The sequence below is a fragment of the Paenibacillus sp. 453mf genome (genome assembly GCF_900116105.1).
Taxonomy (GTDB): Bacteria; Bacillota; Bacilli; order Paenibacillales; family Paenibacillaceae; genus Paenibacillus; species Paenibacillus provencensis.
The window spans coordinates 349752-376116 of the sequence record NZ_FPAC01000001.1 but is presented as its reverse complement, the minus strand read 5'-3'; the positions used below and the strand labels follow the sequence as shown (position 1 = coordinate 376116).

The window sequence follows — 26365 nt, the reverse complement described above, 5'->3', positions numbered from 1 at the left end:
TAAGCATTGGCGTAATCCATGCCGTCCAAGGGAACACGAAGCAGGAGGCTTGTCTTTTTTTCAAGTCAGGAGGACTAGAGACCATGAATTATGCAATCAGTGGAGGAACGGGATTCATCGGAAGTCATCTCGCGAATCTATGGCAAGAACAAGGCCATCAGGTTATGATCATTACCCGGAATGCAGATAAGGCGAGAGATTCTGCGAGCCGGGGAATCTCTTATGTCACCTGGGAACAGATCAATAAGGACCCCAGCACGCTGGAGTCCTTGGACGGAGTCGTTAATTTGGCCGGAGAAAGTTTGAACCAGCGCTGGTCCGACAAAGTAAAGCAGAGAATTCTTCAGTCACGGCTACATTCTGTTCACCAACTGGCTGATGTGTTAGATCGATTGGAGTCTAAGCCGAAGGTTATTGTACAATCCTCAGCGATCGGTATATATGGAACCTCAGATACCCAAATATATACGGAAGCCTCTTCAATTGAGCCTATAGATTTCTTATCTGATGTGTGTCATCAATGGGAAAATGCAGCTAAACAGAGATTGGACTATTCCAGATTAGTTATTGTAAGAACCGGTCTAGTACTGGGTAGCAAGGGCGCTTTTCCACTTATGCAGCTTCCATATAAGTTAGGCGTCGGCGGACCGATTGGCAGTGGAAGACAGTACATGTCCTGGATTCATATTGCGGATATGGTGCGATTGATTGATTTTGCTGTTCAGCATGAACAAATTTCAGGGCCGCTGAATGCGACAGCCCCTTATCCGGTGAGCAATGATGAGTTCGGCAAAACCATCGGACAAGTTCTCCACAGGCCCCATTGGTTCCCTCTACCTTCCTTTGTACTAAAGACGGTCCTTGGTGAGATGTCCTTCCTTATACTTAAGGGACAGAAGGTTCTGCCGCAGAAGGCACAGAATTACCATTTTACATTCAACTACCCGGAACTCCCAAAAGCCATTGTGCATGAGATACGAAGTTAACTTAGCTAATTCAATGATGCGAAATATTAAGATGAAAAGTATACTTTGCCTTGGCTATAACGAAGCTGTCTCCATCTTGGAGAATGTATTCTTTGTAAGGAACCATCGCTTCATCCTGAAACAAAGTTCCGTTCACTGAATTTAAATCTTTGACTACGTACCCTGAATCCGATCTGCTGATCTCTACATGAGCACGGGAAGTGCCGACTCCTGCTTCAACATAACTGGCGACGTCATTGGACCTTCCGATGATGAAGCTGCCTTTGCCAACAGGGATTGTATCCACACTTCCTTCTGGTGAGCAGCGTTCCAGATAAGCTATACTCTCGTTCGCCATACTTGAGCTTGTCGTCTCCTGTCCCATCTTAGATAGAAGCACCGTAGCCTGTACTTTTGCGGCAGATAGGATCTGGGTGTTATGCTTCAGCGAATCATAGTAGCTGGTATCAGAGCCTTCACTATCTTCTTGTATGACATCATTTGAATGATCCATGGCTGTCTTGTGCATATCATAGCGGCTGTGAGTCACGTCATTCGAGCTCTCATATATAGCTGACTCATTCGCTGAAGCATTCATAGTCCCAAGGCCAGCTTCCGCAGCCATATTTCCCTTATTCCATCGCCACCACTCGCGAGACTCCCCCTTCTTCCTGACTACAAGCCAGTCCCTTGCTGCTGTTAGAGTGGATGAATGATCTCCCGTGTCGGTCTCTGAAGACTTGTCTTTTACTGTAAAAGAAGGCAGACGAATCCCCCGAGCAGACACATAGGCAAGAATCACGAATACGATGGTAATCACCATACATACGATGAGACGTGTAGAAGTGGGCCTATCCATGTATATAAATCTCCATACGACAGATGAGGCCAGCAAACAAGCAAGCCAGTAATACATTGGATTAACAGGCTTCTTAACCGTATCCCCTTCTGTTAAAGACAAGGCAACACTATTTGATTGTTCAAAGCTTGGTGTATCAAACGCTGTAAAAATAGAACCTTCTGCGGCAAGCGGCATATCCATGTGCAGCCTCATTTCATGCTCGTTTGAACCATCGGCCTTATTTGCCTGCATCTTCTTCTGGTGCTGAAACGCATCGTCCTGCGGATAGCGTGACTGCAACGTCGGCGCATATGCATCACCAGTTCTTTGAAATTGAGAACTACGCTGTTCTGTCTGAGGATTTCCGTGATGCGGCTGTGGGTTATATGCTATAGGACTGTGTGCCTGTGGGCTGCGTGCTTTTGGGCCGTGTGCTTGAGAACCTTGTGATTGAGAACCGTGTGATTGTTGTGCTGATGAATTGCTTGCTTGCGTTATATGAGTCTCACCTGCTTGAAGCATCTGTAATTTACGCATGTCGTGCATCTGAGGGAGTGCGCCACCTAATGTATGCTCCGTCAACAATTCAAGCAACAACTCGTTTAATGCAGACAGGTGAAAATGATCTCCGGCGCATAATTGCAGCACACTCTGCAGCCCGTTCCCCTTTAACTCTGTAACATAAGGCATTAATCTTACGATCAACTGGTACAGCTGCTCGGAGACCTTCTCCTGATCAGGCTGTGCTTGAAAGGGCACATAACAAATTTTGATCTTCCCCTCTTCCATCTCACCTTCCATAAACATATAATCCTCATGCAGCAGAAATTGACGTTCATCCAGCATGTACAAACGACAATCGATCAAAGTATGAGTCACCTGCAGTAGCAAATTATAAAGTGCAGAAAGTGTTACCCTTTCACTTTTCACAACGTGAGAGAGCATTTTACGTCCCGTAATATCATAGCTGAATGTTATAGTGCCATCGATATCCCTCATCTGCATTCTCAAGTGCCCGGGAATATCATTATGCATAATCATGTTTACTTGGACCTGGCTCAAGTCGCTACTTGCAATGCCTTCCTTCTTCCCCACAATCATCAACACTCTGTCGTTATGTATAAAATCTCTGGATAGCCCCTTCATGGTACCTCTCCTTCATATCTGCTAAATACCTTCAGACCATAGCTCTGTCGAACCTATTTATAGTGAATCAATTTCATAACTCATTAAAAAGGTGATTTCGAGACTAAATATAGACAAATTAAATCATTTTTGATCTATAAATACCCTTGATTCAAGCAGCCAAAGGCATTATAAAATTGATTCTAGTAATGAAAATTTTGTACATAACCAATGATTACCCCGGGAAGTACGGCAAGCATAAAGGGAAATCGAACCGATGTCTCCGTACTGTTAACGCTTATAACCCCTTCATTTCCCGTCTTGCCGACACTAACCGCCCTTGTCAGTCTCTGGACAAACATCAAAACGCTGTGGCTTCTTCTCATTCTCATTCTGAATACGGCCGCTCTTCTTCTATATATCAAGATAAGAAGACCAATTGCACCGGATATGAGAATGGAATACAACATTACTTGCATTGTGAACAAGGCCCCTGTCCAAGCTCCAATACCGCCAAAAATCTTAACATCCCCCGCACCTACCGCACCTAAAAGGTATAGTATTATCATCAGTCCAAAGCCCACTCCAAGACCAATAGCCGCTGTATTAAAGCCTGCAATTCCTCCCAAGATTAAATGTACAATCAAGCCGCTCAGTATCGAAGACATTGTCAAGATATTAGGTATCCGCATGGACCGAATATCCGTTATAAACGCTGCTATGACAAAACCTCCACAAGCTATATAAGCTATCTCCATTACTTATCCTCTCTCGTCATGATCTTTTGACAACGTCAAACCTTACCTCAATTCTGGAACCGTCGCTAGTCTCGATCACAAATGGCCAAGTCCCAGGCGTCGTTCTCGTCCCCACAAACCATGTCCATTCCACGAATCCGTTCTCGTCCGCAGTTGCCCAGCCCACATGCTGTGCTGAACTCTCTCCTGTCTTATAGAAGACAGATAAGTTGGCTGACGCGCCAGGTGTTATTTTGGCACGTATCGTCGCATGCCCGGCTACATAAGCGGGATTGGGCTTGGCAATAATCTCTACGCTGCCTTTAGTGCCGCTATCCCCATTTGTGCCTTGATCATCTTCGTCTGTAGCACCAATCCAGATCCTTTCTGTTGCACCGGCCTGAACCCGCAGGCTCTTATTCAGAAACGGAACTTTGATTGGTAATTCGTAGGTGAGTTCTATACCAAAATAAGGATTGGACTTGTCCTGAAGATTAGGAATGTCTACTCCATTGACGTGTAGAGAATCGTACTCAAGTATCGTATCCTCAATCACCGGTTGAATTAACGGTTTAATAACCGGATCTAGAACCGCCTCCGATACCGAGGCCTGAAGATGATCCAGCGGCTCTTGTCCGCTTGAAGCAGCCATGGAAGCCCATGATCCGATCGGGTCAGGCAGAGTGGATGCATATTCAGTCACCCAATCCGTTAACGACAGCTTGGGCATGAGTACATCCGCAGGTGAGTCTCCGGGCAGCACCTCTCCTATACCTGACTCTATCGAACCGGCAGATTCTATGGCGATAGCTACAGGATAGATATGTGACGATATTTTTTTGACTGTCTCGGAAGCTGCTGTCTGCAATGCGGTTGAGAACAATGTCATCTGAACGAAGTAGATCAAGAACACAATAAAGAATATAAAGACAGGTAGAACCAGAGACGCTTCAACAACAATGCTGCCTTGATCCTTCCCATCACGATTGACTATATTATCCTTGGATCTCTGAGAAGATTCTCGACTTTTCCATGTATATGCCATAATAGTCAAACCCCTAATTCCTCTGGTTATGAAGCAATTCAGTTAATAAGCATAGTCTGATTGGAGTGAAATATAAATGTGTCCATCCTCTATTCGGTCGGCGCTACCACTCATAGTCCCTATTGCTCTCATTATGCCAGGTAGAAACCACAGCCTCATTCTCATTTCGGCCTGGCTAGCTGCATACGTGTACGTCTTGTTAAGGTCGATCTTCGTGTTCAGGCGAATAATGGCACTCATACGAGACATCTTCCTGTCATTATTGCTGTGTGCCAGTAAAAACAATCGAAGATGATCTCTATATGTAATCGAAATCTGCTTCGCATACTTGGACAGCTCTACCTGACCTTCATCCGCCAGCTTCTGCATATCAGCGAGAGCCTCTGTAAGACCATGGAGAATCGCTTTTGATAATACGAGCAGCGGATTTCCAAGCTTGCTGTTCTCAACAAGGCCTTCCATTGTTCTTATCGCAAGCCGAATCGTAAATACCTCTGTATAAGCAGCTACGATATTGCCGTATGGATTGTGGAATCCATAAATGATGTATTCCAGCTCCTGACTTTCCGGAAGAAAGAACGTTTCTGGACTCATCGTGCTATTATTCATATCGCTGCCAGCAATCATCGATAAGTTAACCGATTTGAAGTAGTGCAGAGCGTACTCATTCTGATAAAGCTCATCACTTACTACATCAAGGAGATTCGACATTCCACCAAATAATTGATCCATATCTGCCATCGCCTCACCTCCGGCATCATAGGGATCCTGTGAAATCTGTTTTTCCGAAGGAGCTGCACCGCTTGCCTGATTCTGATTGAAGCTAATATTTTCGTTATAATATCCTTCCAGCTGCTTGAATTGCTCTGTTGCCTTCTCAATCCCGGCAGTAGCAACCAGCAGCTTGATTCTGTTCTGCGCTTCCTTCAGCTTTTGCTCTGACTGCTTGTCCACCTTGGCTCTTTCTTTGTCTGCAGAATGGTAATCATCAATCTGATTGGCAGCCTGATCGATCACATTTCCGCTGCCGGCTGCAGCATATCTGGCGATATATTGCTGTATTTCACGGTTCGCAGTCAGAACATGCTGTCTTTTACGATGAGAATCACCATCACTTAATAGACTAATCGAGCTAGAAGAGACAGTAATCGATTGATGAGCCGCCTTAAAATCTCCTAGCTGCTCGTCATGACCATTTGTAAACTCAGCAAACTCCGAGTCCTTCCGGACTAACTGATCTGTCTGCTTGCGAAGTTCATCTCCGAAGCTGCCAACACCGGATGATGAAGCGCCTGTACCTGGTGTCTTGGCCTTACCGACGTTATCGTATGCGGCATTAGCCGCTCTCATCTCTCCTTCCTTAATGACCTGCTTCATCTGTTCATTTATACTCTTGGCTTCCTCAACTCGATCATTCGCTTGGCTCAATGCCTGCTGATGTATCATGAGAGCCTCTTGATTCTCACGATTAATGCTTGCCACGATCCGATTCACATCTGACCGATATTCGCCCAGCTCAAACATATATATTCGATCAAGCGGTTCCCTGGCCTCATCTTCCGTATACTTCGAATAATAATCGCGATACTTCGCAGAGGCATCTGCTGCGCTATCAATTCTCCCTCCGAGCTGACTGTCACTAAAGTACGTACTCGGCGGGTCCATCACCAATTTGGCCAAGGGTGCTGCCGTTTTGGCGGCTTCTCGCCTTTTTTGAATTGCCTCTTCAAGCAGACGTTCACGCTTGTCATACAGCTTCTGGAGCTTCCGCAGGACATCTACCGAATGTGCAGCCTGCTTCATTTCCGCTGATAACGGTTTGAACCTCGACACAGCCTCTACCATAAAATCAACTGGAGCCTTATATTTCATCTCCTCTTGTATCTGCTGATTGAAGTTCTCGAATTGTCCAAGCTCCCGCTCAAGAGCAAGTCCAGACTGAACAACCTCCATACCGATTAAAGGAAATCCATCCTCATGCGGCGTGGGCTTAGTACTGTCATTTAGCACTTTGGCAAGAACATAGTCTCCTTGATCGCCTTCATGGGCGAACAGCCCATACCTTTCCTGAAGCTCAGGGATATAAGAGGACATCACGGACCGAGCCGCAGCATGGACCAGTCTCTCAGCCTGTACTTTCATAGCAGCAATTCGGGCATAGTCGATAAATACAGCGACAAACAAGAACACGACGGCAAGCACCATTGCCAAAAATATAGTCACCGCTCCGGACTCGGAGTCACCTCGTCTAAACAAGCTCTTTCACATCCCAGCAAATTTTTGCAAAATCTGTGCGACCTCCGAAGGATTCCCCGGTGTACCCATTCCCCCAAATCTTGCTCCGTAATATCGCATAAGCTCTACATTTCGAATGAATTCATCGGGCTCTACAACCGTGGATTTGCCTGAATGTTGTATCCGTTGATCACCCGAGAATAAAAAATCGACCATAGGCAGCCTCACATTTTGGTTCAGCTTGGTCCAGACTTGGCGATCCAGCATCTGATTCGCATATTCCATCTGACCGCTGTACAACACTGGCAGAGCTGCTCCGGATTGACTCAGCTTCTTGATGGGCAGATCGTCACTTGCAGCTCCTCCAGGAAGCTCCATCCTTGTGATTTGACCACCGCTGACTGACCCGAAGAGCGCACCAATCATATGATCGTCTGCAAAACGCCAATACAGGGGATCAGCTTCACCTTCCGGGTAAGATCCGGTCCTGGCGTCTTTGTGGCTGTTATCCCAGCTATATGATGCACGTTCTGCTGTTGCTGAAGCATACTGCATAAGTGCCGATTTCTGGTACAGCAGCACACAAAAAAACATAAGCACACACAAGGACAACAGAATGACAGGAAATACGAGAGAAGCTTCAATTGTGAAGCTCCCCTCCTCTCCTTTCAAATGGTTATTGCCTTTAGAAGAATTCATTACTTTTGTTCGTAACACTCTCAAGCAGGTTCTCAACCAAAGCCTGGATCTGATCCTTAAAAATAAGAGCTACGATCAAGATCACACCTATTATCAGGATCATCTCAAGTGTTCCCAACCCATCCTCTTCCTTCCAAAAGTCTGCCATTTTTCGTTTGCACAATGCTAACATTATCGTATCCCCCTATAAATTCATCATCATAAATGACGGTGCTCCAACCATAACGACAATGACCAAAAAGATCACCACCATTGGAAATACCAGCTTGGAGGAAGCCTGTTCACCGCGTGTTCTGCTGAGTGATTTGCGCTTGTCCCACAGCACTCTCGAAAGATCACGGAGTGAAAGAACAAAATCCCCCCCGCCTCGTCTAAAATTCAGAAGCACGGTTGTGGTAAAAATGGAGACCTCCTGGACTCCACATCGTTTGCTGAACTGCTCAAATGCCTGTTGAAATGAGTATCCATTGTTCCACTCTGCCACCATCTGGCCCAGCTCGATATAGAGAGGGTGAGCCGAACCTTTTTTTCGTTCCGTGCAGTGAAGAATCGCTCTTTGGACCGTCTCGCCGGCGCTAACAAGCAGGACAATTTTGTTAAGAAATTCAGGAAGCTCCATTAAGATATCCTGCTCCCGCAGCTTAACCTTGTTATGCAGATCCTTCATTTGGGCAAACGGAATTACGCCTGCAAGCAATGCTCCGGCAATGAATCCTAAGGGATCTCCCTCAAGGCACAAAGTGAGCAGCGCCCCCGCGATAAGAGACATCCAGCTGTATACGAGCATTTCCGCAATAAACATTAAAGTCTTCTCATTGCTATGCTTCAGACCATACACTCTTTGCACCGAGTGCTGTATCCGGTACACCAGCATTGGCAGCCTTCTCGTCATCTGCAGCTTCTCTACTAAATTTAAAAAAGGAGCATGGAGTCTTCGAAAACGCATACCTTTCATTTCGATAGAATCTAGTACGCGGTATCTTGAGCCCGCCCGTTGGTTAAAGATGATCCACCCTAGAGCGAGTATAATGACAGTAATAACACTGCATGTAATCATCATGTTTTATTCTCCCTACACCCGTACATCCATAATGCGCTGAACCCAGATGAAGCAGCCAAATAAGATAAGAAGTGCGATACTTGATATGATATATCCAGCCCCAGAATACAATGGTGTCAGAAAATCGGGTGAAGTCAGGCTTAAAAAAATCAAAAATAAAAATGGTGCTGCAAACATGGCCTTGGATTCAAACTTCTTCTGCGCAATGGTCACAGCGATTTCCTGCTTAATATCCAGCTTCTCTCCAATGACGGATGAGGTTCTGCGTACGACTTCAACCAAATCGCCACCCGTACGTTTGCAGGTAACAAACACATCCGCAAAATTAGTGATATCCTCCATTTGTGCACGGTCAGCAAAATCTCTTAATGCATCTTCAATGGGTTCGCCATATTCCATCCTTGTACATATGATAATCAACTCTTTAATAAGATCGTGGTCTGCTTGAGGGTCCAGCATTCTAAGATCATGCACCGCCTCACGAAAAGCATTCTCCACCGATTTACCTGCAGCAAGAGACGATGATAATGAATACAGCGCCTGTTTAAAATGAAGACTAAGCGCCTCTCTCCTCTTGTTAAGCAGATAGACATTATAGTATCTCGGTGTGAGAAGAGCAGTGATTGACAGAAGCAGTCCCAGAATCCAGTGATGGTAAAACAAATAGCCTATCCCGAAAAATAAAATGGCACTTGCCGCGATACAGCCGGCTCTCTGCCAAAAGGACAACGTGTGCTCCATATAACGTGGTAGCTTCTGAAGAGCAGAAGCCTTCACAGTCTTATCTGCAATCCTCGCTGCTTCCATTTGACGATTCATACGTTCCTTACCTCACTCTCCCCCTCAAGAACAGGGTCCTGAATCCCTGCCGCCTTGAGTTTATCCTGATGTACAAGAATTCCGGAGGAACGTGCAAGCTGCCCTTTGATATGTCCATTCACTTCATGCAGCTCCTCGAAACGGTACAAGGAATTCAGCTGTATCTCCCCGTCCTTCATGCCAACAACCTCACTAATCTCCGTCACTCGTCTGGAGCGGTCCCGGAGACGTGATAAATGAATAACAATATCGATAGCAGAACTGATTTGCTGTCTGACCACTGCAACAGGCAAGTCAGCTCCGCTGAGCACCATTGTTTCCAGTCGTGAGATCATATCCCGAATACTGTTTGCATGGCCCGTGGACAGACTCCCTTCGTGTCCAGTATTCATGGCCTGCAGCATATCCAGCGCCTCACTTCCTCGGACCTCACCGACAATGATTCGGTTGGGACGCATACGCAGAGAGGAGCGGATTAAATCCCGAATGGATATCTCCCCTTTCCCCTCTGTATTTGCATTGCGTGTCTCCAGCGACACGAGATTCGGAACGGTAACGATCTGAAGCTCAGCTGAATCTTCTATTGTAATGATTCTTTCGTCTGGAGGTATGAACTGAGACAATGCATTAAGGAAGGTTGTCTTCCCCGACCCGGTTCCTCCACTGATAAAGATGTTGTATTTGCTTCGAACAAGCTTTCTGAGCAGCTCTGCAGCTTCGTCGCTAATGGCTCCTATTCGAATAAGGTCCTCCATACGCATTGGCTTGTCCGGAAATTTCCGAATGGTCATCGTGGGCCCTTTTAACGCGACAGGCGGCAGCACTATATTCACCCTTGAACCGTCCTTTAGCCTGGCATCCACGATTGGAGAGGATTCATTCACGATTCTATTTACACCGGAGACGATCGTCTGAATGATATCCTGCAGCCGCTCTTCCGATTCAAACATAACAGGTGCTTGGCGCACTTCTCCACGCTCTTCAATAAATACCTCGGTATGCCCATTGATCATAATTTCTGTAATATGCGGATTGTCAATCAGCGGCTGAAGCACATCAAGACCACGAAAGGAATCATATAGTCTTCTAATTAGTGCATGCTTCTCACCAGAGGTTAAATGAGTGAGCGCAGAATGGTGGAATACCCTTGCCTCAATATGCTCCATCAGCTCCGAGTCACCCGCCGCAGAAGTGACATCAAGAGTTGCTCGAATCGAGTTTCTTAGTTCTCTAAACGAAGTATCCTTCATAACGAATATTCCTTCTCCAATATTCCGGCAGCCTCGCATAATCTCCGCATTTCTTTTTGATAAATCGGTGACCCGAGCAGCAATTCCGGCTCTCTCATCTGCTTCCATGAAGGAATATATGGCAAATAAAAGCAGGTTTGTATATACTCATCAGGCATCGTATTCACAACCGTTCCCGTATACCGATTAATGACATATGTGGACTTCTCCTGAATTTGAGCATACCTCGTAGGATCAAGCTGCTCTTGATACTTCACCCACTCCGAGGCCTTACCTAACGTAAGGATATCATCAGACAGAAGCCAGATCAGCAGATTGGAACTATCCATTAAGGCTTCAGCTCTCTCATCCCATACCGAGTCATGGTCAATAATGATATATTGATATTGTTCTGATTCAATCAGGACTTCTAGCAGGGCATAAACATCCGACTTCGTGAGCTGACGCATCTCATTCCGGTTCCTGGCCGGGTAGAAATAGTGTGATTTAATCTGTTCATTCCACATAACGTAGGATCTGATATCAACTCTATGTTCCGAAGCCTTTCCTCCTGAACGCCTTGCTCTGATAAGATACATTAGCCTTGAGAAGGCTTCTTCCAGCTCTTCTTCACGCGCTGCCTGATGGCTTGTCTGCAGGAAAGGCTTGGTGCTGTCGAGTGTCTCCAAATTCAAATAAAATACTGAATATCCTGCACGGCCTAGTTGCTTCGCAAGGTTTAAGGCAACCGTCGTTTTGCCGCAGCCCCCGGATGCCGACGTGACCCCAATCACCAATGACTCATCTCCGGATAATTTGCTCACCAAACGAACGGTGCCTGAGTTTGAAACAGCTTCTTCCCAAGCTCCAAGCAAAACAAACAAAGGCTGGTACTTCATCACAAGGGGCAGGTCTCCATCAGTAGAACGCTGCTCAGCCAGTAATAGAATCGGGACACGCTCTTGATCTAATCCATCCCGCATCAGCTCTATAAATTCCAATTCACCAACAATCAAATCCGGCATCGATGCACGAGTCTGCTCACTCATATATCTCATCATCGCTTCCGGTTGCGAGAAGGCCGTGACATGAAACTTCCTTGAATATTCGCTTCCTTGCACATAATCAAGCACTGCATCTACGTACTCACGTGTTCTACTTGCCAGCACTACCTTCCTAATGACCAGATGCACCTCTCCCTTCGAGCACAAAAAAAGCACCGTCCATCTCCCGTATCTCATACGGTAAAATGGACGGTGCTTCCGTCACGTGCTGTTTAATTTATTGATAGATTAGCATAATATTCCATGCTGAGCAAGCACAATTTATTATCCTTCTCTGTCAAATCAAACATTTGTTCTCTTTTTTCTGATTATATAGTAGAATATTGAGATGCCTGCTCCCTACATAACAACACCTTAGAATGGAGTGATCAATATGTCGAAGAAGTGGGCAGTCCTATGCATTCTATGTATCTTCGTAATCATGATGGGTTGTACACCGCAAGATGAACATGAATTCCCACGGGTTCCCGTTACGCTGGATCGAGCCGTAGATGGAGATACATTCAATGTCATGTACGAAGGCAAGAGCCAATCAGTTCGTATGCTGCTCGTGGATACCCCGGAAACCTCTCATCCGAAGCTTGGTGTTCAGCCTCTGGGTAATGAAGCGAAAGAGTATACCAAACAGGCGCTTGAACAAGCAGACCAGATCGAGCTGGAGTTTGACATTGGGCCCAATCGGGATAAATATTCTAGACTGCTTGCTTATGTGTATGTCGATGGTGTCATGCTTCAGGAATCACTGCTTGAACAAGGCTATGCACGAGTCGCCTATATCTATCCGCCGAATGTGCGGTATGTAGATCAATTCGAAGCCATACAGAAAGACAGCCAGAACAAAGCCATTGGAATATGGGAATATGAAAATTATGTCCAGGAAGACGGCTTCCACAAGGAAAAATACAAATCCGAACCTGCCTCAGGTTCAAATGACGACAGTGCACCTAATGACTATTCCGGTCAACAGCCCGATCTTTCTTGTACTATCAAAGGTAATATCAACTCCAGCGGAGAGAAAATATACCACACCAAGGAGTCCCCTCAATACACAGCAACCATACCTGAGGAATGGTTCTGTACAGAAGAAGAGGCTGAACTGGCCGGTTTTCGTGCACCCAAAAAATAACCCAGTGGAGATGCCGCTTGAATTTATTAGCCACACACGACTAATCCGGAAAAGTTTACAGCTCTAGCAGCATGTACAACTCTAATAGCTTTCTCAGCTCAGAAAAAAATCCGTCCTTCAAATGTTCTGAAGGACGGATTTTTTACGCGTAATTACAAAAATCGCTCCCGAATTTCCGGTGTCGGCAGCATACAGGCATCTTCCCCATCTCGTCCGAACCAGCGATATCGATTGCGGGCAACTAGGTTATACACTCTATCTCGAATAAACTTCGGTACAATGATGCATCCATAAGCCAAGAAATAAGGAAACTTCAATCTTCGGGCTACCTTTAGCGCAGCCGTTGAGCGCGTGTGATATATTCCTTTTTCAATATATACAAAGGTGTCCAGCGCATCCACGGATAGTCCCCCTTGCTCCAGTAAATGCCTTCCTACTTCAGACTGAAGCGATGCAAAATAAAATACACCTTCCGGATCCCGCTGAATAATCCATTTTGTTATGCCCTGGCATAAATGACACACCCCATCGATGAGGACAATATGCTTGTCGTTATAATTCTGCATCATTCATCTCTCCCGTATTATAATGAATGCATATACCTATATATAGAAAAAAAGCGCTAGGATGCTCTTCCTAGTCGCTTGTCATCGAAGCAACTTCTTACTTCGTCGCTTGTTCGATCAATTGATTATCTTGAATTTGCTCATGGATCTCGCCTGCAAACTTCTCCATGCACTTGCAGATAAAGTCTTTGCGGCATACCGGACAAGGTGTCTTCTGAAGACGGCTGATGCTTGTCATTTTCCATTCCTTATCACGGGAATAGAATACACGGCACAGTGTTCCGTCCGCGAGCTTCATTGTAAACTCGTAAAGTCCGGCTTCTTCATTTCGGCTGGCAGTTGTTAAGTCTACAATCTGTGGTCTATAAGACATGTAATCACCTGTGATTTCAAATTTATTCATGCCACGTAGCGCATTAGTACTTAGTCATATTAAAGAATTTTAACCCTGATGTCAAATCCATATACACTAAAAATAAAGAAACCTTCCTACTATCTGAAATATTTCATTGTATTTTCAATAAAAAAGCCGGGAACTCCAGCATTATGCAAGAGCCCCGGCATCTTAAGCGCGATTGGATGGATCTTAGATTACATTAAGCTCAACCGGAATATTACCGCGTGTCGCTTTGGAGTAAGGGCAGAACTCATGCGCTTTTTGAGCAAGATCCTCTGCCTGCGCACGATCTATACCCGGAATTTTGACATCCAGACGAACAGCGAGCTGAAAGCCGTCATCCTGCGGGTCTTTACCGATCATAACGTTGCTGGTTACTTCAACATCACTCAGCTTCACGCCTTCTTTGCGGGCGATGTTGGAAAGTGCGCTCTCATAGCATGCTCCATATCCGGCTGCGAACAGCTGCTCCGGATTCGTTGCATTGCCGCCTGCACCGCCGAGCTCCTTTGGAGTCGACAAGTCATGACGCAATACCCCATCCGATGTTTCGAATTTACCGTCTCTGCCACCGCGTACTGTCGCTGTTGCTGTATACAATGCTTCCATTATAATCGCTCCCTCTTCTGTAATCTTAGATTATCGTGCACTGCTCGTTGCTCTGTTATTCATAAACAAGGCAAGAGCCAACCATAGCAAGCTGTATATATCATCTGATGCAACATCTATTGCCCCATCCGCTTACCTATGTTTTTTTCTTAACCTTGTTATGTATAAATTAAACACGATAATTATCAATCACACTCGCTTAGCAGACTCTCCTTTAATCAAAGTTACGTATATCCGCTCATTCTCGACCATATCTCCGGAGAGCAGCTTAAGGAGCTGCTCCGCGGCGAGAGCTCCCCACTTTTGCTTAGAGTAGTTAATGGTAGATAGCCTCGGCTGCATATAACCTGCCAGCTCAATGTTGTCAAAACCGATCAAATGGATATGCTCGCCGATCTTCAGATCAGTCTCCGATATACGATTCCATAATCCAATGGCCATCTCATCATTAAGACAGAACACAGCTGCAGGCTCTTTGTATTCAGCTATAATCTGATCGGCAGCCTTCTCTCCTCCGGTCTTCTCGAAGTTTCCGCTAATCTCGATGCATTCCACATCCTGAGAACGCTCCGAAACCATCCGCACTGCTTTCATCCGCTGCATGGAATCATAAGAGCCTTCCGGACCGGTCACCACATAGATTTTCTTGTGCCCAAGTTCAATCAGATGCTCCATCGCAAGCGTAGCGCCTGCTTTATTATCAAGGAGCACCTGATTAATGTTCGGATGATCGAGCTCGCGGTCCAGCACAACGATTTTATGACCCAAATCGGCATATTTCAACAATTCCTCGCTTGCAAACATCTGATCCAATATAATTGCACCATCGATCATCCGCTCTGGCAGTATTTTGTGAGATTGTTCTCCGCTGCATACTATCAGATCGTATCCCTGTAAATTACTGATCCCCTTCATACCATGAAGAAGATCACCATACACGTCCCCGCGGAAGTCCGTCAGAAATACACCAACGATTTTGGTCTCCTGCTTCTTCAAATTCCGTGCCGCCGCATTAGGCACATAATTCAATTCTTTGGCAATGGCCAGAATTTTAGAGCTTGTTTCGTCCGTCACCTTGTTGCTCCCATTAAGGGCATAAGAGACCGTAGAAATAGAAACCCCGGCTTTTTTGGCAATGTCCTTAATACTGACCAATAGTCCTATGCTCCCTCATTTGTAACCAAGCCTTGTTTTTGCTTAGAGCTTTCTTTGATATCAATTTTAATTCTAATGATTGATTCACATATATACATCAATTACATTCTGCCGCTGATCCAGCTCTTCTTCCAGAATATCGCGTTTAATCCGAAATCCGCCATCCCGTATGGATGATCTAACCGAATCGGTTCTGCTTCCTTACCATTTAGCATTACTTTGCCGCAGTTCAGCATTTGGAACTACTTCGGTGATGCCAATCGGGTTAATTAAACCAAGTCCGCTCCACACCTCATCCTTATAGCCAAGCTTTGCCATGGCCTCTACGTACCTTATGTGGGCATGAACATACTGGAGACCAACCTCACGCCCAAAGTTAGACGCCTGCTCAGCCCGCTTGAAATGCGTGCTTACACCTCCGGCATAAAAGGCGGGGCTGTTCATCAGTCTTACGCCATCCGGGCAAAATAAACGTCTTTTAATCAATTCGTAATGGGATTCGGCCTGCTCCGGACTAAGCAATTCAGCGATCATACTTCTCGTCATCGGAAGCAGACGATACTGAATCCCCGTCTCCATATCGGAAGGATGGAGCATAGGCTTTATTTCCTCTGGATTCTCCATATAGATGAAGCCCGGTATAACGTTCGTATTCAGCATGTACTTCTGGAAGTCCCGCTTAATACCTCCCGATATACTCAGGAGCTCTTCGGCAAGGGTACCATGAACAGACTCCATCGCCCGTGACAGCTGCCGCAGCGTTTGATACGTTAGAGCGACTGTCCAGCTGCTGACCATGTACTGCTTGAGCTGGGCATTAGCCGGCTGCAGCGTATCATCCCAATCTCCGTCTCCATAGGACGAAAGGTAAGTATCATGAAGGAAATGATTCTGGATATATCCTATTTCTTTCTGAATATGCTCCAGAATTGTATAGGTTTCTTTGCTAAAAATAAAGCTGTGCTTTAACGTATACGGAACCCGCTCATTCAGTATACTGTAATCTTGTGTAGCAATTAGATAATCACTGAGCACTTTCAGAGGCCATACGATAATGTCGCCATGACTTTCTTCCTGCTGGATCTTGTAATATCGGTCAAACATAAACCACTGCGGCCAATTTCCCTCGTCCTTATATTGGTGAGCATATACCATTTTAAGAATATCTCGGACTTGTTCATACTTCTGTGTCGCCATGAAATATTCCACAGGACCTTGGCATACGTCCCTCGTCCCCCATGCAGCTCCTCCGTATTGTTCAAGTCCGTGCGGAACCGAATAATGAACCAGCATATTATGCGTATACCACCAGGCAAGGGAATTAACTTTGAATAACGCTTTAGAGCGCTCTTGATCAGGAAATTTCAAATGGAACCCATTCATTACACTGCGGAAAAATGCACGATACTTTTCTTTCTCTTCCGTAAAACTAGGAGTAACCGGGGATAGTGACTTACCGTCCAGCCATCCCTGCATCGTTAAAGTCCAATTCTGGCTATCCGAAATTTGTAAAACAGTCAGAGATGCATCACCCGGCATTACCCCTTCTGCAAGACAAGTCTCATCATGAATCTGAAATTCCGCGCCATCAATCCACATTGCATGGGTTAGCTCAGGGTACACCTCATGATTTACGGCAGATGAATCTGCTGTAAATATCAACTTGCTTTCTTTCTCTCTACAGTGCACGGGTACCTCAAATTCATTGACATTCATTGTCATCTGATTGGTTACCAAATACCGATAGCTGCAGCCGTTCTCAGAATGAATCTGAAGCTGAACTTCTGGACGGTCCACTGATGTAAAATTCGTGATGACGAGCATGTCATCCTTCAATTTATAATACCATCGAACGTAGTTAAATCCGATTTCAAACAGTCTAAAAAGCTTACCTGGAGATATTGACTTTCATATGCCCCTGTAATACCATAATTCACGAAATTCAGAGCACTATTCTAAACGTTTCGAAGCTTTTTACTTTCATGTATCCTGAGTCAGATGATTGCTGGCGGAACAGGAATGGAGGAACCTATGATACGTACATTAAGCGGCTTTGTGGAGAAGATTAGATCGCAAGACTTAAACGTCTTTTCGATTCGTGTACTGCAGGATGGCAGGACGGTTGGAGAATGGAACCAGGACCTTGACATACGTCGTCAGCAGCATTCGATCAGCAAATCGTTTACGAGCATGGCCGCTGGTCTTGCCATTGAGGAAGGAAAGCTCTCACTAGATACGAAGCTTGGTGAATTTTTTAACTATAATACAACTTATCGCTCTCAGGACCCTATGATCCCTTCTCCTGATGAGCTCACCCTTTACGATTTGCTTCGGATGTCTTCGGGACATGACTCTCCTCCGCTATGGCTGCCAGAGAGGAAATCACTGGCTGAGAAGGACTGGGTCAAATACTACTTATCTCTGCCGCTGAACAGACCTCCCGGTGAGCAGTTCACCTACAGCAGCGGGGATACCTTCATGATCTCGGCGTTGATTCAAGCAGCAGTCGCTGAGACTGTCCACCGTTATTTGAAGCCTCGTTTGTTTGATCCTCTCGGTATACATCATGTCGAATGGGAAACCTCGCCTCTTGGGGTCACACTGGGATGCGCGGGCCTCGTGATCAGCACTGAAGAATTAAGCAGATTCGGTCAATTGCTGCTGGACGAGGGCGTATATGAGGGCAGACAGCTGGTGCCTGCTGAATGGATTAAATTTGTGACACGCAAGCATATTGATTCTGTCGGTGAAGGAGACTGGTCGCTCGGCTATGGCTGTCAGTTTTGGATGTGTTCCCATGGAGCTTATCGAGGAGATGGGGCACACGGTCAGCTTCTCGTCATCATTCCAGATCGAAGAGCCGTGATTGCTGTTAACAGCGAGGAAGATCGTATACAGTCTATCCTTGACGCGGTGTGGGAAGAAGTTCTGCCTATTCTAGACTAAGTCACTTGAACCAAAATAAACTTGAGATTCTCTACAGCTTATTAGACTGAGGATATTGCAAAATCCACTGCTTAGAGAATCTCGGTATTATGATTCATAGCTCATAGAAGCAGTGCAGTCAGTGCGCTTAGATCATTTACAGTAAAGTCCGGCGTATCCTTATCATCAGTGGAAGGCTGATAGCGGCCGTAACCCTGCATAATTCGAATTGTAAGCATCCCAAGTGACTTGGCTGGGATAATGTCATTGTCAATTCGATCACCAATCATGATGGATTCATTGGGCTCTGCTCCAGCTGTTTTCAAAGCATACTGATATAAGCGCATATCCGGTTTGGACAATCCCTGTTCGGCCGAGCAAGCGATAACATCCACATAAGAACGGAGTCCATATTTCACCATCCGCTCTTCCGTACCCGGACTTTGATTGGCAATGATACCGATCCTGTAGCGCTCACCCAGCTGTTTGAGAACGGCCCTAGCTTCAGCATACGGCTCTTCCAGCTCCTTTTGAAACTTGAGCCTTGACTTGATATACTCTCTGTCTTCCTCGGAAGGCACGAGCTCTGAAATCGCGTATTGCATGGGAGAAGCTATATAATTCGAATAGCTCTGAATAAATTTACTGCGAACGTCCTCCATCGTGATGTTATACCCAAGTCCATTTGCTTCCTTTACAAATTGACCGATAATGTGATCAACGGGAACCCATTCATTTACGAGTGTATCTCCTATATCAAAAAAGAGCCATTTCACATGATCAAATTTCCCCATATTGCCATTCTCAACCTTTCCATCTGTAAATATAGAAAAAGAGACCCATGGTTATATCACGAGTCTCACATGCTATGTTTTCTTTAACTCCAGTATATCAACCCTATATCTAATTACGCAAACTGTATCGTAAGCACCTACACTAGCTGCAAGCTGCAGTCTCCTGCTTCTATTGCTGTGTACGTACAGATCAATTAATTAACGGCAGCCCGTTCGCCATTTAGCAAGAATCCAACTTCGCCCTTGATTGTAAAAATAACGTGGTCTGCACCCATACCGCGGTATACTCCGCGAGGATGATTCAGCTGTGTAATAATCGTAATCGGTTTACGTGTCCATGGTCTGCATATTTGCAAGAACCGACAGGTCAGATTCAAGCTGTTCTCAAAAATAAAAATACGCCCTACCGTTGCATTAGGCAGCAGCCATTTACTTGCAAACGCAGTATCCATACGTATAATGTGCTCTACTCCAAGTCGTTTGACCTGCTTCTCTTCCTGCGCACTATTTGTCAGGACAGCAAAAGAGAGCTTCTTGTACATTAATAATCGAATAAAATTTCTGGCGGCTTCATTCGGCGCCGTAACTAAAATAACTTCATCACTCATCACAATAATATCCTCCCTGTTTTAGAAAAAGACAACAAAAAAAAGAACACCGACAGATCAAAGGCATGCCCGGTGCTCTCCCACCTTTATATCAGAACATGGCAAAACATGACCTGTTATAAAGATGCTACGCGGCTTGCTGCCTCTCCCTTTTTTACGCTTACGAGGTTAGCTGTCGGATTCGGACAAGAGAGATTGCCCTATTCATGGCAAGAGCCATGAAATTCACCCCATGGATCTGAAGCATCCACATCTGGGTCCCCCGCTTTTTGCTATCGACAAAAATTCAGCGCACAAACAAAAACCACAGAGGACTAAACCCCTGTGGCTGATCGCTCACAAGATTTATCATTCCTCTCTCAAACGTTCGTACAGAAGATAACTAAAGAATAATCACTGTAAAGAAGTGAAGGAAGAACCTTGCGTATCTTCCACATCTTTAGTTTAGCTCTGTACAGCTTACGAGGTTAGCTGTCGGATTCGGACGGTGAGAGTCGTCCTATCTGTTCCTGATGATTCCATATGGAGATTCCCACATGAATCCTCGGTTCAGAATTCACCCCATGCAAGCGTGTTTCATTCGGCTCTCACACCGAATCAAGCACTCTGCTAACTTTGGTTCCCCCGCTCTCCGCCAGATTAGGCAGAAATTAAGCTATCATAGCAATGAGAAACTACTCTAATATAAGGTTTTCATTTGCTCAAGATTTACGATATGAATCATACACCCGTAGAAAATCGATGTAAAGCTCCTGAAGTGGTTCATTTTGACGATCTAGGGCTGTTTTGGGATAGAATAAGAATAAAACATTCACCACTGTGCATTTAGCTAATCTGTTCTAAGTTTATCTCGATTTCTCGCTTAATTCAAATAACCAAGTTGGGCATCAACAATATATTCATTCATTTTCTAAGCCATGTTTGACTTTCTTCATATATTGCTTAAAATTAAATTGTTATCAATATATATAGAGATTGAATAAGAGCGGCTATACAAGCATCATTTATATATTCCATAATAATTAGGAAGGGATGGATGAAGGCATGTCGATTTATCAATATCAAGTGAATACACTAAAGGGTCAGAAATTAAGCATGGAGGAGTACAAAGGAAAAGTACTCTTGATCGTAAATACAGCAAGCAAATGTGGATTAACCCCTCAATACAAAGGACTTCAGGAGCTATATGACAAATTCAATGATCAATCCTTTGAAATTCTCGGTTTCCCCAGCAACCAATTTGCCGAACAAGAACCCGGCTCAAATGAGGAAATCGCTGAGTTCTGCCAAATGAACTATGGCGTAAGCTTCCCGATGTTTGAGAAGATTAAAGTGAATGGTGACGAGGCGCATCCGCTGTTCAAGCACTTGAAGAATAATGCACCAGGTATACTTGGATCCAAAACAATTAAGTGGAATTTCACCAAGTTTCTTATTGATCAGAGCGGAAATATCGTGAAAAGATACAGCCCACAAACGACACCGGACAAGATTGAAGCGGATATCGCCAAGCTGTTAAAATAGAATTCCTGCATAAATCCTAATATGTACAATCGATCGACTAAATCATCATCCCCCAAGAGAAGCCTCAGTAGAGACTTCTCTTCTTTTTGTTCACCTTCTATGTCATATCGTGTTGAAGCCCATACTGGGCACACCAAAAAAGAGCTTGAAGCAATTGCTTCAAGCTCTTTCGTTATGATGCGGTCGAGAGGACTCGAACCTCCACGGGTATACACCCACTACCCCCTCAAGATAGCGTGTCTGCCATTCCACCACGACCGCGCATCTTGTATAGCATTTTCGTGCCAACAAAATATATTATACACAACTACAACCTATAAGTAAAGGGTTTATTTCGAATTATGCTGTAGTTTTTCCGAAGAGAATAATAAGTCATGTATATGTTATTATATTTAACATGAATTAAGGTTTATCACCTCTTTTCACATTGATGTTTAGTTTTTTATTGACAAAAATCGGATTTTTATGTAAAAATACATATCAAACATAATGATATTATATAATAAGTTGACATATACATAACGCGTAATTCCAACCAAGATGGTTACCACGTTTAACACTATAAGGGGGCGAATCTGGTGAACAGAGGAAATAAGCTTCTAGATTATGTAAAACTGCTTGATTCCTCACTGCAGGTCGGAGGATTCTCTCATTCCTTCGGACTCAAGTCATACATTGAGGAAGGTACGATTCAAACGACTACCGACCTGGAGACATTCATGCGATGCGAGCTACATCCAAGTCTTGTGCAGTTGGAAGGCATGGCGATCAGAGCCATCTACACAGCGGTGGAGCAGAAGGATGAGTGGAGAATCGCCCTCATTGATAAGATCATTCACAACAAGCGAACCCCCGTTTACAAACGGGAATCTTCAAGAGCCATGGGAAAGCGCCTCCTCAAATTATCTAAAGCGCTGCATCCATGGATGGACTTTGAGCATTTCGAAGAACTTATCCATCGATATGATGCTGTTGGCTCACTCCCCGTCGTTCACGCCTGGATCAATAGCCAGCTTGAGGTTACCGCTGACGATGCAGCTTCCGGTTATCTTCATGCCGCCAAGGATGTATGCCTGATCCACGCAAGACGACTATTAAATATTGAGGCCTGTGAAATTAATGCCTTGTCCAGCGTACTGGACGGTGACCTCGAGGAAGAATGGAATAGAGCCAGAAGCGCAAGTCTTCAGCCCTTCCAGAGCTCGATTCTGTCAATGCAATCCCTCATACCGGGCTTCCCCTTCCACGAATCCGGTATTGAACATACAAGAGCTTAAGCCTAACTCCCCTCCAGCTCACCTCTTCAGGCCTCCCAAGCCCCTCCCTATATTTAAAAGCACGCCAGGCTCCCTCCTCTGCCAGCGTGCTTTTTTTCGTCATAATACCACCCTATACTGTCAAAAAAGAACGACGTATGTAAGTGATTAATGATTGTTAGATGACGTAATAACGTATATAATATGATCATACTTTTTTTGGAAGAGGACTCAAATATCAACATAACACCTTAGTTCCATTAAAAATATCAATATATGTATAGGGAGAGACTACAATTGCCCGAAGCCGAACCCTTATTTATAAAGACCTCGTCCGAAGATTTCAAGACGACCACTGTCATTATTGATGCTTTCGGAACGATATGCTCGTACAATCACACTCTTCCTGAGAAAATGTCCCGTTATGAATGTCTTACCCGTGAGAATTGGCTGGGCTCTAATTACTTCAATATAATGGCGTCATTTCCAGGGGCGTGCCCCCACAGCATGAACAACATCATTAATCACCTCAAGGAAGTATTAAATAACCACATGACAGGTTACGTATGCGAAGTCAGGATATTACGTGATGACAGTTATATTTGGCTTCGTCTAGAAGCATCTCTTTATGAAACTTCCCTGCAAAATGACTTTAGAGGACTTATCGTTACACACATCGATATCACACACTTGAAACATCTTGAAGACCATCTTCAGGATGCCTCTTCCCAAATACGAACTCTTCGAGGAATGCTGCCGATCTGCGCTGTATGTAAGCGCATTAGAGATGAAGAAGATGAATGGAATACCGTCGAGAGCTTTGTAGAGAAGCATACGCATGCCGAATTCACGCATGATATATGCCCTGAATGCATTCGCAAGCTGTATCCGCAATATGCAAGGATTTTAGATCCCCACCTTTGAGCTAATAACATCAGTTTACAAATCTCGTGTAGCGTCAAAACACTCACCTAGAACGGATTCCATCCGAATCAGGGTGAGTGTTTTCTTGAGATACCGTATTTTTTAAGTTTAAATCTAGACGGTCAGATAGTGCTCAAATGCTGCCAGATCAAGTTCCTCAGGCTTGCCATGCATCGCAATACTGCCTTTATCCATGACATAGATATAATCTGCCACACTGCGCACAAACTCCTCACTCTGCTCAACGAGTAGAATAGCTGTATCCTTCTGATTCTTAATCCGAATAATGACATCACGAATGTCATCTACGATCGACGGCTGAATTCCTTCTGTCGGTTCATCCAGCAGCAGCAGCTTAGGTCTTGCAGCCAGCGCTCGGGCAAAGGCTAGCTGCTGCTGCTGCCCTCCACTTAAATCTCCGCCTTGTCTTTGATACATCGTAGGCAGCACCGGGAACATAGCAAGCACATCCTCTGGGAATACCTTGCTTCTCTGGGGAGCTGTTTCAAGGCCCAGCATCAGGTTCTCCTTCACGGACAACTGTGGAAAAATATCTCGACCTTGAGGAACATACCCGATGCCCGCACGAGCTCTCTTCGCTGAATTCCAATCCGAGATATCCGTACCTTCCCAGCGTATTTCACCTTGGCTCGACTTGAGAACACCCATTAGCGTACGAAGCAGAGTCGATTTACCAACACCATTTCTGCCCATCAAGCACACGACTTGCCCTGGCTCAATATCCAAATGGACACGGCGGAGTACCATGCTTTCGCCATAGCCAGATTCAATATTTTTAAGTGACAGCATCCTGCTTCCTCCTTTTGCCCAAATAGACCTCGGCCACAACAGGGTTCTGCTGAACCTCAAGCATCGTCCCTTCCGTAAGCAGCTTGCCCTCATGCATCACTGTAACCTTTTCTGCATATTGTCTGACAAACTCCATATCATGCTCAACAACGACAACAGAGCGTTTCTTGGCAATACTGCGAAGCAGCTCACCCGTCTTCAGTGTTTCATCATCAGTCATCCCAGCTACCGGCTCATCCAGGAGCAGAACATTAGGTTCCTGGAGCAGCAGCATGCCGATTTCAAGCCACTGTTTTTCTCCATGGGACAACGCTCCTGCCCTCACCAGGATCCGATCGGTTAAACCGATCTGGGCGAGCACTTCTTCCATCGCCTGGCTCATTTCGCCACCACGAAGGCCTCGCAGAGAATGAAACGCCCCTTTGTTTTGATCATCAGCAAGCTCCAGATTCTCCTTGACGGTTAGACCACCGAACACGGAAGGCGCTTGAAATTTCCGTCCGATCCCGAGCCTTGCGATCTGATGCTCTTTTTTACGGGTCAAGTCCGTTCCATCGGGAAGCACCACCTTGCCGGACACCGGCTTGGTTTTGCCGCATATGACATCAAGCATCGTGGTCTTGCCTGCCCCGTTGGGGCCGATCAGAAAGTGGAGCTCATTCGACCTCAGGTTAAGGTTCATCCCGTTCACAGCGATAAATCCCGAAAAGGACACGGTTATGTCCTGAACGGACAGGACTGACTCCCCTTTAGGATGCGGCTTGCTCGGCTTCAACAACGGACTTGGCATCTCGAGCACCTCTCTTTCGTCTCCACCATCTGGACAGATTATGATACACCCCGACAAGTCCACGCGGCATAAACAAGACGATGGCTACAAATAAACCACCCATAACAAACAGCCAGCCCTCTGGATAAGCTTCACTGATCCCCGTCTTCGCCGCATTCAGAATGACAGCGCCAATTACAGCACCAATCAAAGTGCCTCTGCCTCCAAGAGCTACCCATAGCACCATTTCAATAGAAGGAACGATGCCCATCATAGATGGAGAGATAATACCTACTTGCAGCACATACAGCATTCCTGCAAGACCGGCAAGCGCTCCTGACAAGGTAAAAGCCAATGTTTTGTACCAAGCAGGATCATAACCCAGAAATCGTACACGATTCTCTCCGTCCCTGGACGCTTCAAGCACCTGACCAAACCGGCTGCGAACGATACGTCTGCACAGGATATAGGCGAGAACCAGGACCACCAGTGTTACATAATACAGCATAATTGTGGTGGTTGGATGGTGCAGCTGCATTCCGAAGATGTGGGTATAGTCGGTCAGACCATTCGTTCCACCTGTCCACTCCTGTTTGCCGACAAACAAGGTAACAACAATCATGACAAGCGCTTGCGTCAGAATCGTAAAGTACACGCCGGCGATCCGATTTTTGAAAGTGAAAAAACCGAGTAGAAATGCCAGCAGTGCCGGCAGTATAATCCCTAGCAGCATCGCAATCGGAAAGGATCGAAAGGGCTCCCAGAACCAAGGAAGCTTCTCAACACTGCTCCATACCATAAAATCAGGCAGTGAAGCACCGCTTGCTTGCAGCTTCAAATACATCGCCATCGCGTAAGCTCCGAGACCGAAGAAAACGCCATGTCCCAAGCTGAGCACGCCGCCATACCCCCATATAAGATCCAGACCTACAGCCAAAATAGCCACTGCCAAAAATTTCGCAAGCAGACTTAGTCGGAACTCCGTGGAGACAAGCGGCGCAAGACTCATTAGAATGAGGACTACCCCCCAGGCGATACGCTGTCCACGAACTCCAAGTTTGTTAACAATCGGCATCGGTATCC

General features: G+C 45.4%; 25 protein-coding genes, 1 tRNA gene, 1 pseudogene and 2 riboswitches. Of the genes and pseudogenes, 6 read left to right on the top strand and 21 right to left on the bottom strand.

Features of this window, described 5'->3' with window-relative positions; all coding sequences use genetic code 11:
• The first annotated feature begins 83 nt into the window (after positions 1–83).
• Positions 84–986, top strand: a complete 903-nt coding sequence (locus BM415_RS01705; RefSeq protein ID WP_091153909.1) for a TIGR01777 family oxidoreductase — start codon at positions 84–86, stop codon at positions 984–986.
• A 10-nt stretch (positions 987–996) separates the two neighbouring features.
• Here the strand turns inward: BM415_RS01705 and BM415_RS01700 are convergent, their stop codons facing one another.
• The 10 genes from BM415_RS01700 to BM415_RS01655 form a co-directional block, all read right to left on the bottom strand.
• A complete protein-coding gene (locus BM415_RS01700) occupies positions 997–2952 on the bottom strand; it encodes a DUF6382 domain-containing protein (RefSeq protein WP_091153907.1) in 1956 nt (651 codons plus the stop codon).
• A 182-nt stretch (positions 2953–3134) separates the two neighbouring features.
• On the bottom strand, positions 3135–3689 hold the full coding sequence (locus tag BM415_RS01695; protein WP_091153905.1) for an A24 family peptidase: 555 nt from the start codon (positions 3687–3689) through the stop codon (positions 3135–3137).
• Positions 3690–3705: 16 nt separating this feature from the next.
• Positions 3706–4713 carry a TadE/TadG family type IV pilus assembly protein gene (locus tag BM415_RS01690; RefSeq protein ID WP_091153902.1) on the bottom strand — a complete coding sequence of 336 codons (1008 nt, stop codon included), beginning with the start codon at positions 4711–4713 and terminating at the stop codon, positions 3706–3708.
• A 42-nt stretch (positions 4714–4755) separates the two neighbouring features.
• Positions 4756–6969 (bottom strand): TadE/TadG family type IV pilus assembly protein, encoded by a 2214-nt coding sequence (locus BM415_RS01685; RefSeq protein ID WP_091153901.1) that lies wholly within the window; start codon positions 6967–6969, stop codon positions 4756–4758.
• Between the two features lie 6 nt (positions 6970–6975).
• Complete coding sequence (locus BM415_RS01680; RefSeq protein ID WP_091153899.1) at positions 6976–7647, bottom strand: TadE family protein; 672 nt, start codon at positions 7645–7647, stop codon at positions 6976–6978.
• Positions 7634–7819, bottom strand: coding sequence for a Flp1 family type IVb pilin (locus BM415_RS01675; RefSeq protein WP_091153897.1), 186 nt, complete (start codon positions 7817–7819; stop codon positions 7634–7636). Before BM415_RS01675 ends, BM415_RS01680 begins: the two co-directional genes overlap by 14 nt.
• A 12-nt stretch (positions 7820–7831) precedes the next feature.
• A complete protein-coding gene (locus BM415_RS01670; protein WP_091158985.1) occupies positions 7832–8704 on the bottom strand; it encodes a type II secretion system F family protein in 873 nt (290 codons plus the stop codon).
• Positions 8705–8719: 15 nt separating this feature from the next.
• A complete protein-coding gene (locus tag BM415_RS01665; RefSeq protein WP_091158984.1) occupies positions 8720–9514 on the bottom strand; it encodes a type II secretion system F family protein in 795 nt (264 codons plus the stop codon).
• A gap of 8 nt (positions 9515–9522) precedes the next feature.
• Positions 9523–10776, bottom strand: coding sequence for a TadA family conjugal transfer-associated ATPase (locus BM415_RS01660; RefSeq protein ID WP_091153895.1), 1254 nt, complete (start codon positions 10774–10776; stop codon positions 9523–9525).
• The gene (locus BM415_RS01655) at positions 10773–11975 is read right to left on the bottom strand and encodes a nucleotide-binding protein (RefSeq protein ID WP_091153892.1); all 1203 of its coding nucleotides are present in this window, start codon (positions 11973–11975) and stop codon (positions 10773–10775) included. The genes BM415_RS01660 and BM415_RS01655 overlap by 4 nt, the downstream gene beginning before the upstream one ends.
• Before the next feature lie 265 nt (positions 11976–12240).
• On the opposite strand from BM415_RS01655, the gene BM415_RS01650 reads away from it, so the two are divergent.
• A complete protein-coding gene (locus BM415_RS01650) occupies positions 12241–12945 on the top strand; it encodes a thermonuclease family protein (RefSeq protein ID WP_244533242.1) in 705 nt (234 codons plus the stop codon).
• A gap of 152 nt (positions 12946–13097) precedes the next feature.
• Here the strand turns inward: BM415_RS01650 and BM415_RS01645 are convergent, their stop codons facing one another.
• From BM415_RS01645 to BM415_RS01625, 5 genes and pseudogenes are all read right to left on the bottom strand, one after another.
• Positions 13098–13514, bottom strand: a complete 417-nt coding sequence (locus tag BM415_RS01645; RefSeq protein ID WP_091153887.1) for a thiol-disulfide oxidoreductase DCC family protein — start codon at positions 13512–13514, stop codon at positions 13098–13100.
• A 94-nt stretch (positions 13515–13608) separates the two neighbouring features.
• A complete protein-coding gene (locus tag BM415_RS01640) occupies positions 13609–13914 on the bottom strand; it encodes a hypothetical protein (RefSeq protein ID WP_091153884.1) in 306 nt (101 codons plus the stop codon).
• Positions 13915–14097: 183 nt separating this feature from the next.
• On the bottom strand, positions 14098–14517 hold the full coding sequence (locus BM415_RS01635; protein WP_091153882.1) for an organic hydroperoxide resistance protein: 420 nt from the start codon (positions 14515–14517) through the stop codon (positions 14098–14100).
• A gap of 189 nt (positions 14518–14706) precedes the next feature.
• Positions 14707–15672 carry a LacI family DNA-binding transcriptional regulator gene (locus BM415_RS01630; RefSeq protein WP_091153879.1) on the bottom strand — a complete coding sequence of 322 codons (966 nt, stop codon included), beginning with the start codon at positions 15670–15672 and terminating at the stop codon, positions 14707–14709.
• A 210-nt stretch (positions 15673–15882) separates the two neighbouring features.
• A pseudogene (locus tag BM415_RS01625) lies at positions 15883–17550 on the bottom strand (cellobiose phosphorylase); the annotation flags it as partial.
• Between the two features lie 153 nt (positions 17551–17703).
• Here BM415_RS01625 and BM415_RS01620 point away from each other — a divergent pair.
• Positions 17704–18618 (top strand): serine hydrolase domain-containing protein, encoded by a 915-nt coding sequence (locus tag BM415_RS01620; protein ID WP_091153874.1) that lies wholly within the window; start codon positions 17704–17706, stop codon positions 18616–18618.
• Between the two features lie 101 nt (positions 18619–18719).
• On the opposite strand, the gene BM415_RS01615 is transcribed toward BM415_RS01620, so the two are convergent.
• On the bottom strand, positions 18720–19391 hold the full coding sequence (locus BM415_RS01615; protein WP_091153873.1) for an HAD family hydrolase: 672 nt from the start codon (positions 19389–19391) through the stop codon (positions 18720–18722).
• Positions 19392–19585: 194 nt separating this feature from the next.
• Positions 19586–19999 carry a hypothetical protein gene (locus tag BM415_RS01610; protein WP_091153870.1) on the bottom strand — a complete coding sequence of 138 codons (414 nt, stop codon included), beginning with the start codon at positions 19997–19999 and terminating at the stop codon, positions 19586–19588.
• Between the two features lie 142 nt (positions 20000–20141).
• Positions 20142–20301, bottom strand: a riboswitch (cyclic di-AMP (ydaO/yuaA leader).
• A gap of 139 nt (positions 20302–20440) precedes the next feature.
• A riboswitch (cyclic di-AMP (ydaO/yuaA leader) is annotated at positions 20441–20666 on the bottom strand.
• A 377-nt stretch (positions 20667–21043) separates the two neighbouring features.
• On the opposite strand from BM415_RS01610, the gene BM415_RS01605 reads away from it, so the two are divergent.
• On the top strand, positions 21044–21523 hold the full coding sequence (locus BM415_RS01605) for a glutathione peroxidase (protein ID WP_091158982.1): 480 nt from the start codon (positions 21044–21046) through the stop codon (positions 21521–21523).
• Positions 21524–21701: 178 nt separating this feature from the next.
• Here BM415_RS01605 and BM415_RS01600 read toward each other — a convergent pair.
• A tRNA-Leu gene (locus BM415_RS01600) sits at positions 21702–21784 on the bottom strand.
• 317 nt (positions 21785–22101) lie between these two features.
• On the opposite strand from BM415_RS01600, the gene BM415_RS01595 reads away from it, so the two are divergent.
• Together BM415_RS01595 and BM415_RS01590 are read left to right on the top strand one after the other, a co-directional pair.
• Complete coding sequence (locus BM415_RS01595) at positions 22102–22800, top strand: urease accessory protein UreF (RefSeq protein WP_091153868.1); 699 nt, start codon at positions 22102–22104, stop codon at positions 22798–22800.
• Positions 22801–23076: 276 nt separating this feature from the next.
• Entirely contained in the window at positions 23077–23703 is a 627-nt protein-coding gene (locus tag BM415_RS01590) for a nitrogen regulation protein NR(II) (protein ID WP_091153866.1), read from the top strand.
• Positions 23704–23817: 114 nt separating this feature from the next.
• Here the strand turns inward: BM415_RS01590 and urtE are convergent, their stop codons facing one another.
• From urtE to urtC, 3 genes are read right to left on the bottom strand one after another with little or no spacing between them, the layout of a single operon-like run.
• Positions 23818–24513 (bottom strand): urea ABC transporter ATP-binding subunit UrtE, encoded by a 696-nt coding sequence (gene urtE / locus BM415_RS01585; RefSeq protein WP_091153863.1) that lies wholly within the window; start codon positions 24511–24513, stop codon positions 23818–23820.
• Complete coding sequence (gene urtD / locus BM415_RS01580) at positions 24500–25303, bottom strand: urea ABC transporter ATP-binding protein UrtD (RefSeq protein ID WP_091153861.1); 804 nt, start codon at positions 25301–25303, stop codon at positions 24500–24502. Before urtD ends, urtE begins: the two co-directional genes overlap by 14 nt.
• Positions 25263–26357, bottom strand: a complete 1095-nt coding sequence (gene urtC, locus BM415_RS01575) for an urea ABC transporter permease subunit UrtC (RefSeq protein ID WP_091153858.1) — start codon at positions 26355–26357, stop codon at positions 25263–25265. The genes urtD and urtC overlap by 41 nt, the downstream gene beginning before the upstream one ends.
• Positions 26358–26365: the final 8 nt, after the last annotated feature.

Excerpts from the sequence above, each read along its gene's own strand:
- BM415_RS01705 (WP_091153909.1), top strand. The coding sequence starts at position 84 with ATGAATTATGCAATCAGTGGAGGAACGGGATTCATCGGAAGTCATCTC.
- BM415_RS01700 (WP_091153907.1), bottom strand. The coding sequence starts at position 2,952 with ATGAAGGGGCTATCCAGAGATTTTATACATAACGACAGAGTGTTGATG.
- BM415_RS01695 (WP_091153905.1), bottom strand. The coding sequence starts at position 3,689 with ATGGAGATAGCTTATATAGCTTGTGGAGGTTTTGTCATAGCAGCGTTT.
- BM415_RS01690 (WP_091153902.1), bottom strand. The coding sequence starts at position 4,713 with ATGGCATATACATGGAAAAGTCGAGAATCTTCTCAGAGATCCAAGGAT.
- BM415_RS01680 (WP_091153899.1), bottom strand. The coding sequence starts at position 7,647 with ATGAATTCTTCTAAAGGCAATAACCATTTGAAAGGAGAGGAGGGGAGC.
- BM415_RS01675 (WP_091153897.1), bottom strand. The coding sequence starts at position 7,819 with ATGTTAGCATTGTGCAAACGAAAAATGGCAGACTTTTGGAAGGAAGAG.
- BM415_RS01670 (WP_091158985.1), bottom strand. The coding sequence starts at position 8,704 with ATGATTACATGCAGTGTTATTACTGTCATTATACTCGCTCTAGGGTGG.
- BM415_RS01665 (WP_091158984.1), bottom strand. The coding sequence starts at position 9,514 with ATGGAAGCAGCGAGGATTGCAGATAAGACTGTGAAGGCTTCTGCTCTT.
- BM415_RS01660 (WP_091153895.1), bottom strand. The coding sequence starts at position 10,776 with ATGAAGGATACTTCGTTTAGAGAACTAAGAAACTCGATTCGAGCAACT.
- BM415_RS01650 (WP_244533242.1), top strand. The coding sequence starts at position 12,241 with ATGATGGGTTGTACACCGCAAGATGAACATGAATTCCCACGGGTTCCC.
- BM415_RS01645 (WP_091153887.1), bottom strand. The coding sequence starts at position 13,514 with ATGATGCAGAATTATAACGACAAGCATATTGTCCTCATCGATGGGGTG.
- BM415_RS01640 (WP_091153884.1), bottom strand. The coding sequence starts at position 13,914 with ATGAATAAATTTGAAATCACAGGTGATTACATGTCTTATAGACCACAG.
- BM415_RS01635 (WP_091153882.1), bottom strand. The coding sequence starts at position 14,517 with ATGGAAGCATTGTATACAGCAACAGCGACAGTACGCGGTGGCAGAGAC.
- BM415_RS01620 (WP_091153874.1), top strand. The coding sequence starts at position 17,704 with ATGATACGTACATTAAGCGGCTTTGTGGAGAAGATTAGATCGCAAGAC.
- BM415_RS01615 (WP_091153873.1), bottom strand. The coding sequence starts at position 19,391 with ATGGGGAAATTTGATCATGTGAAATGGCTCTTTTTTGATATAGGAGAT.
- BM415_RS01610 (WP_091153870.1), bottom strand. The coding sequence starts at position 19,999 with ATGAGTGATGAAGTTATTTTAGTTACGGCGCCGAATGAAGCCGCCAGA.
- BM415_RS01605 (WP_091158982.1), top strand. The coding sequence starts at position 21,044 with ATGTCGATTTATCAATATCAAGTGAATACACTAAAGGGTCAGAAATTA.
- urtE (WP_091153863.1), bottom strand. The coding sequence starts at position 24,513 with ATGCTGTCACTTAAAAATATTGAATCTGGCTATGGCGAAAGCATGGTA.
- urtD (WP_091153861.1), bottom strand. The coding sequence starts at position 25,303 with ATGCCAAGTCCGTTGTTGAAGCCGAGCAAGCCGCATCCTAAAGGGGAG.
- urtC (WP_091153858.1), bottom strand. The coding sequence starts at position 26,357 with ATGCCGATTGTTAACAAACTTGGAGTTCGTGGACAGCGTATCGCCTGG.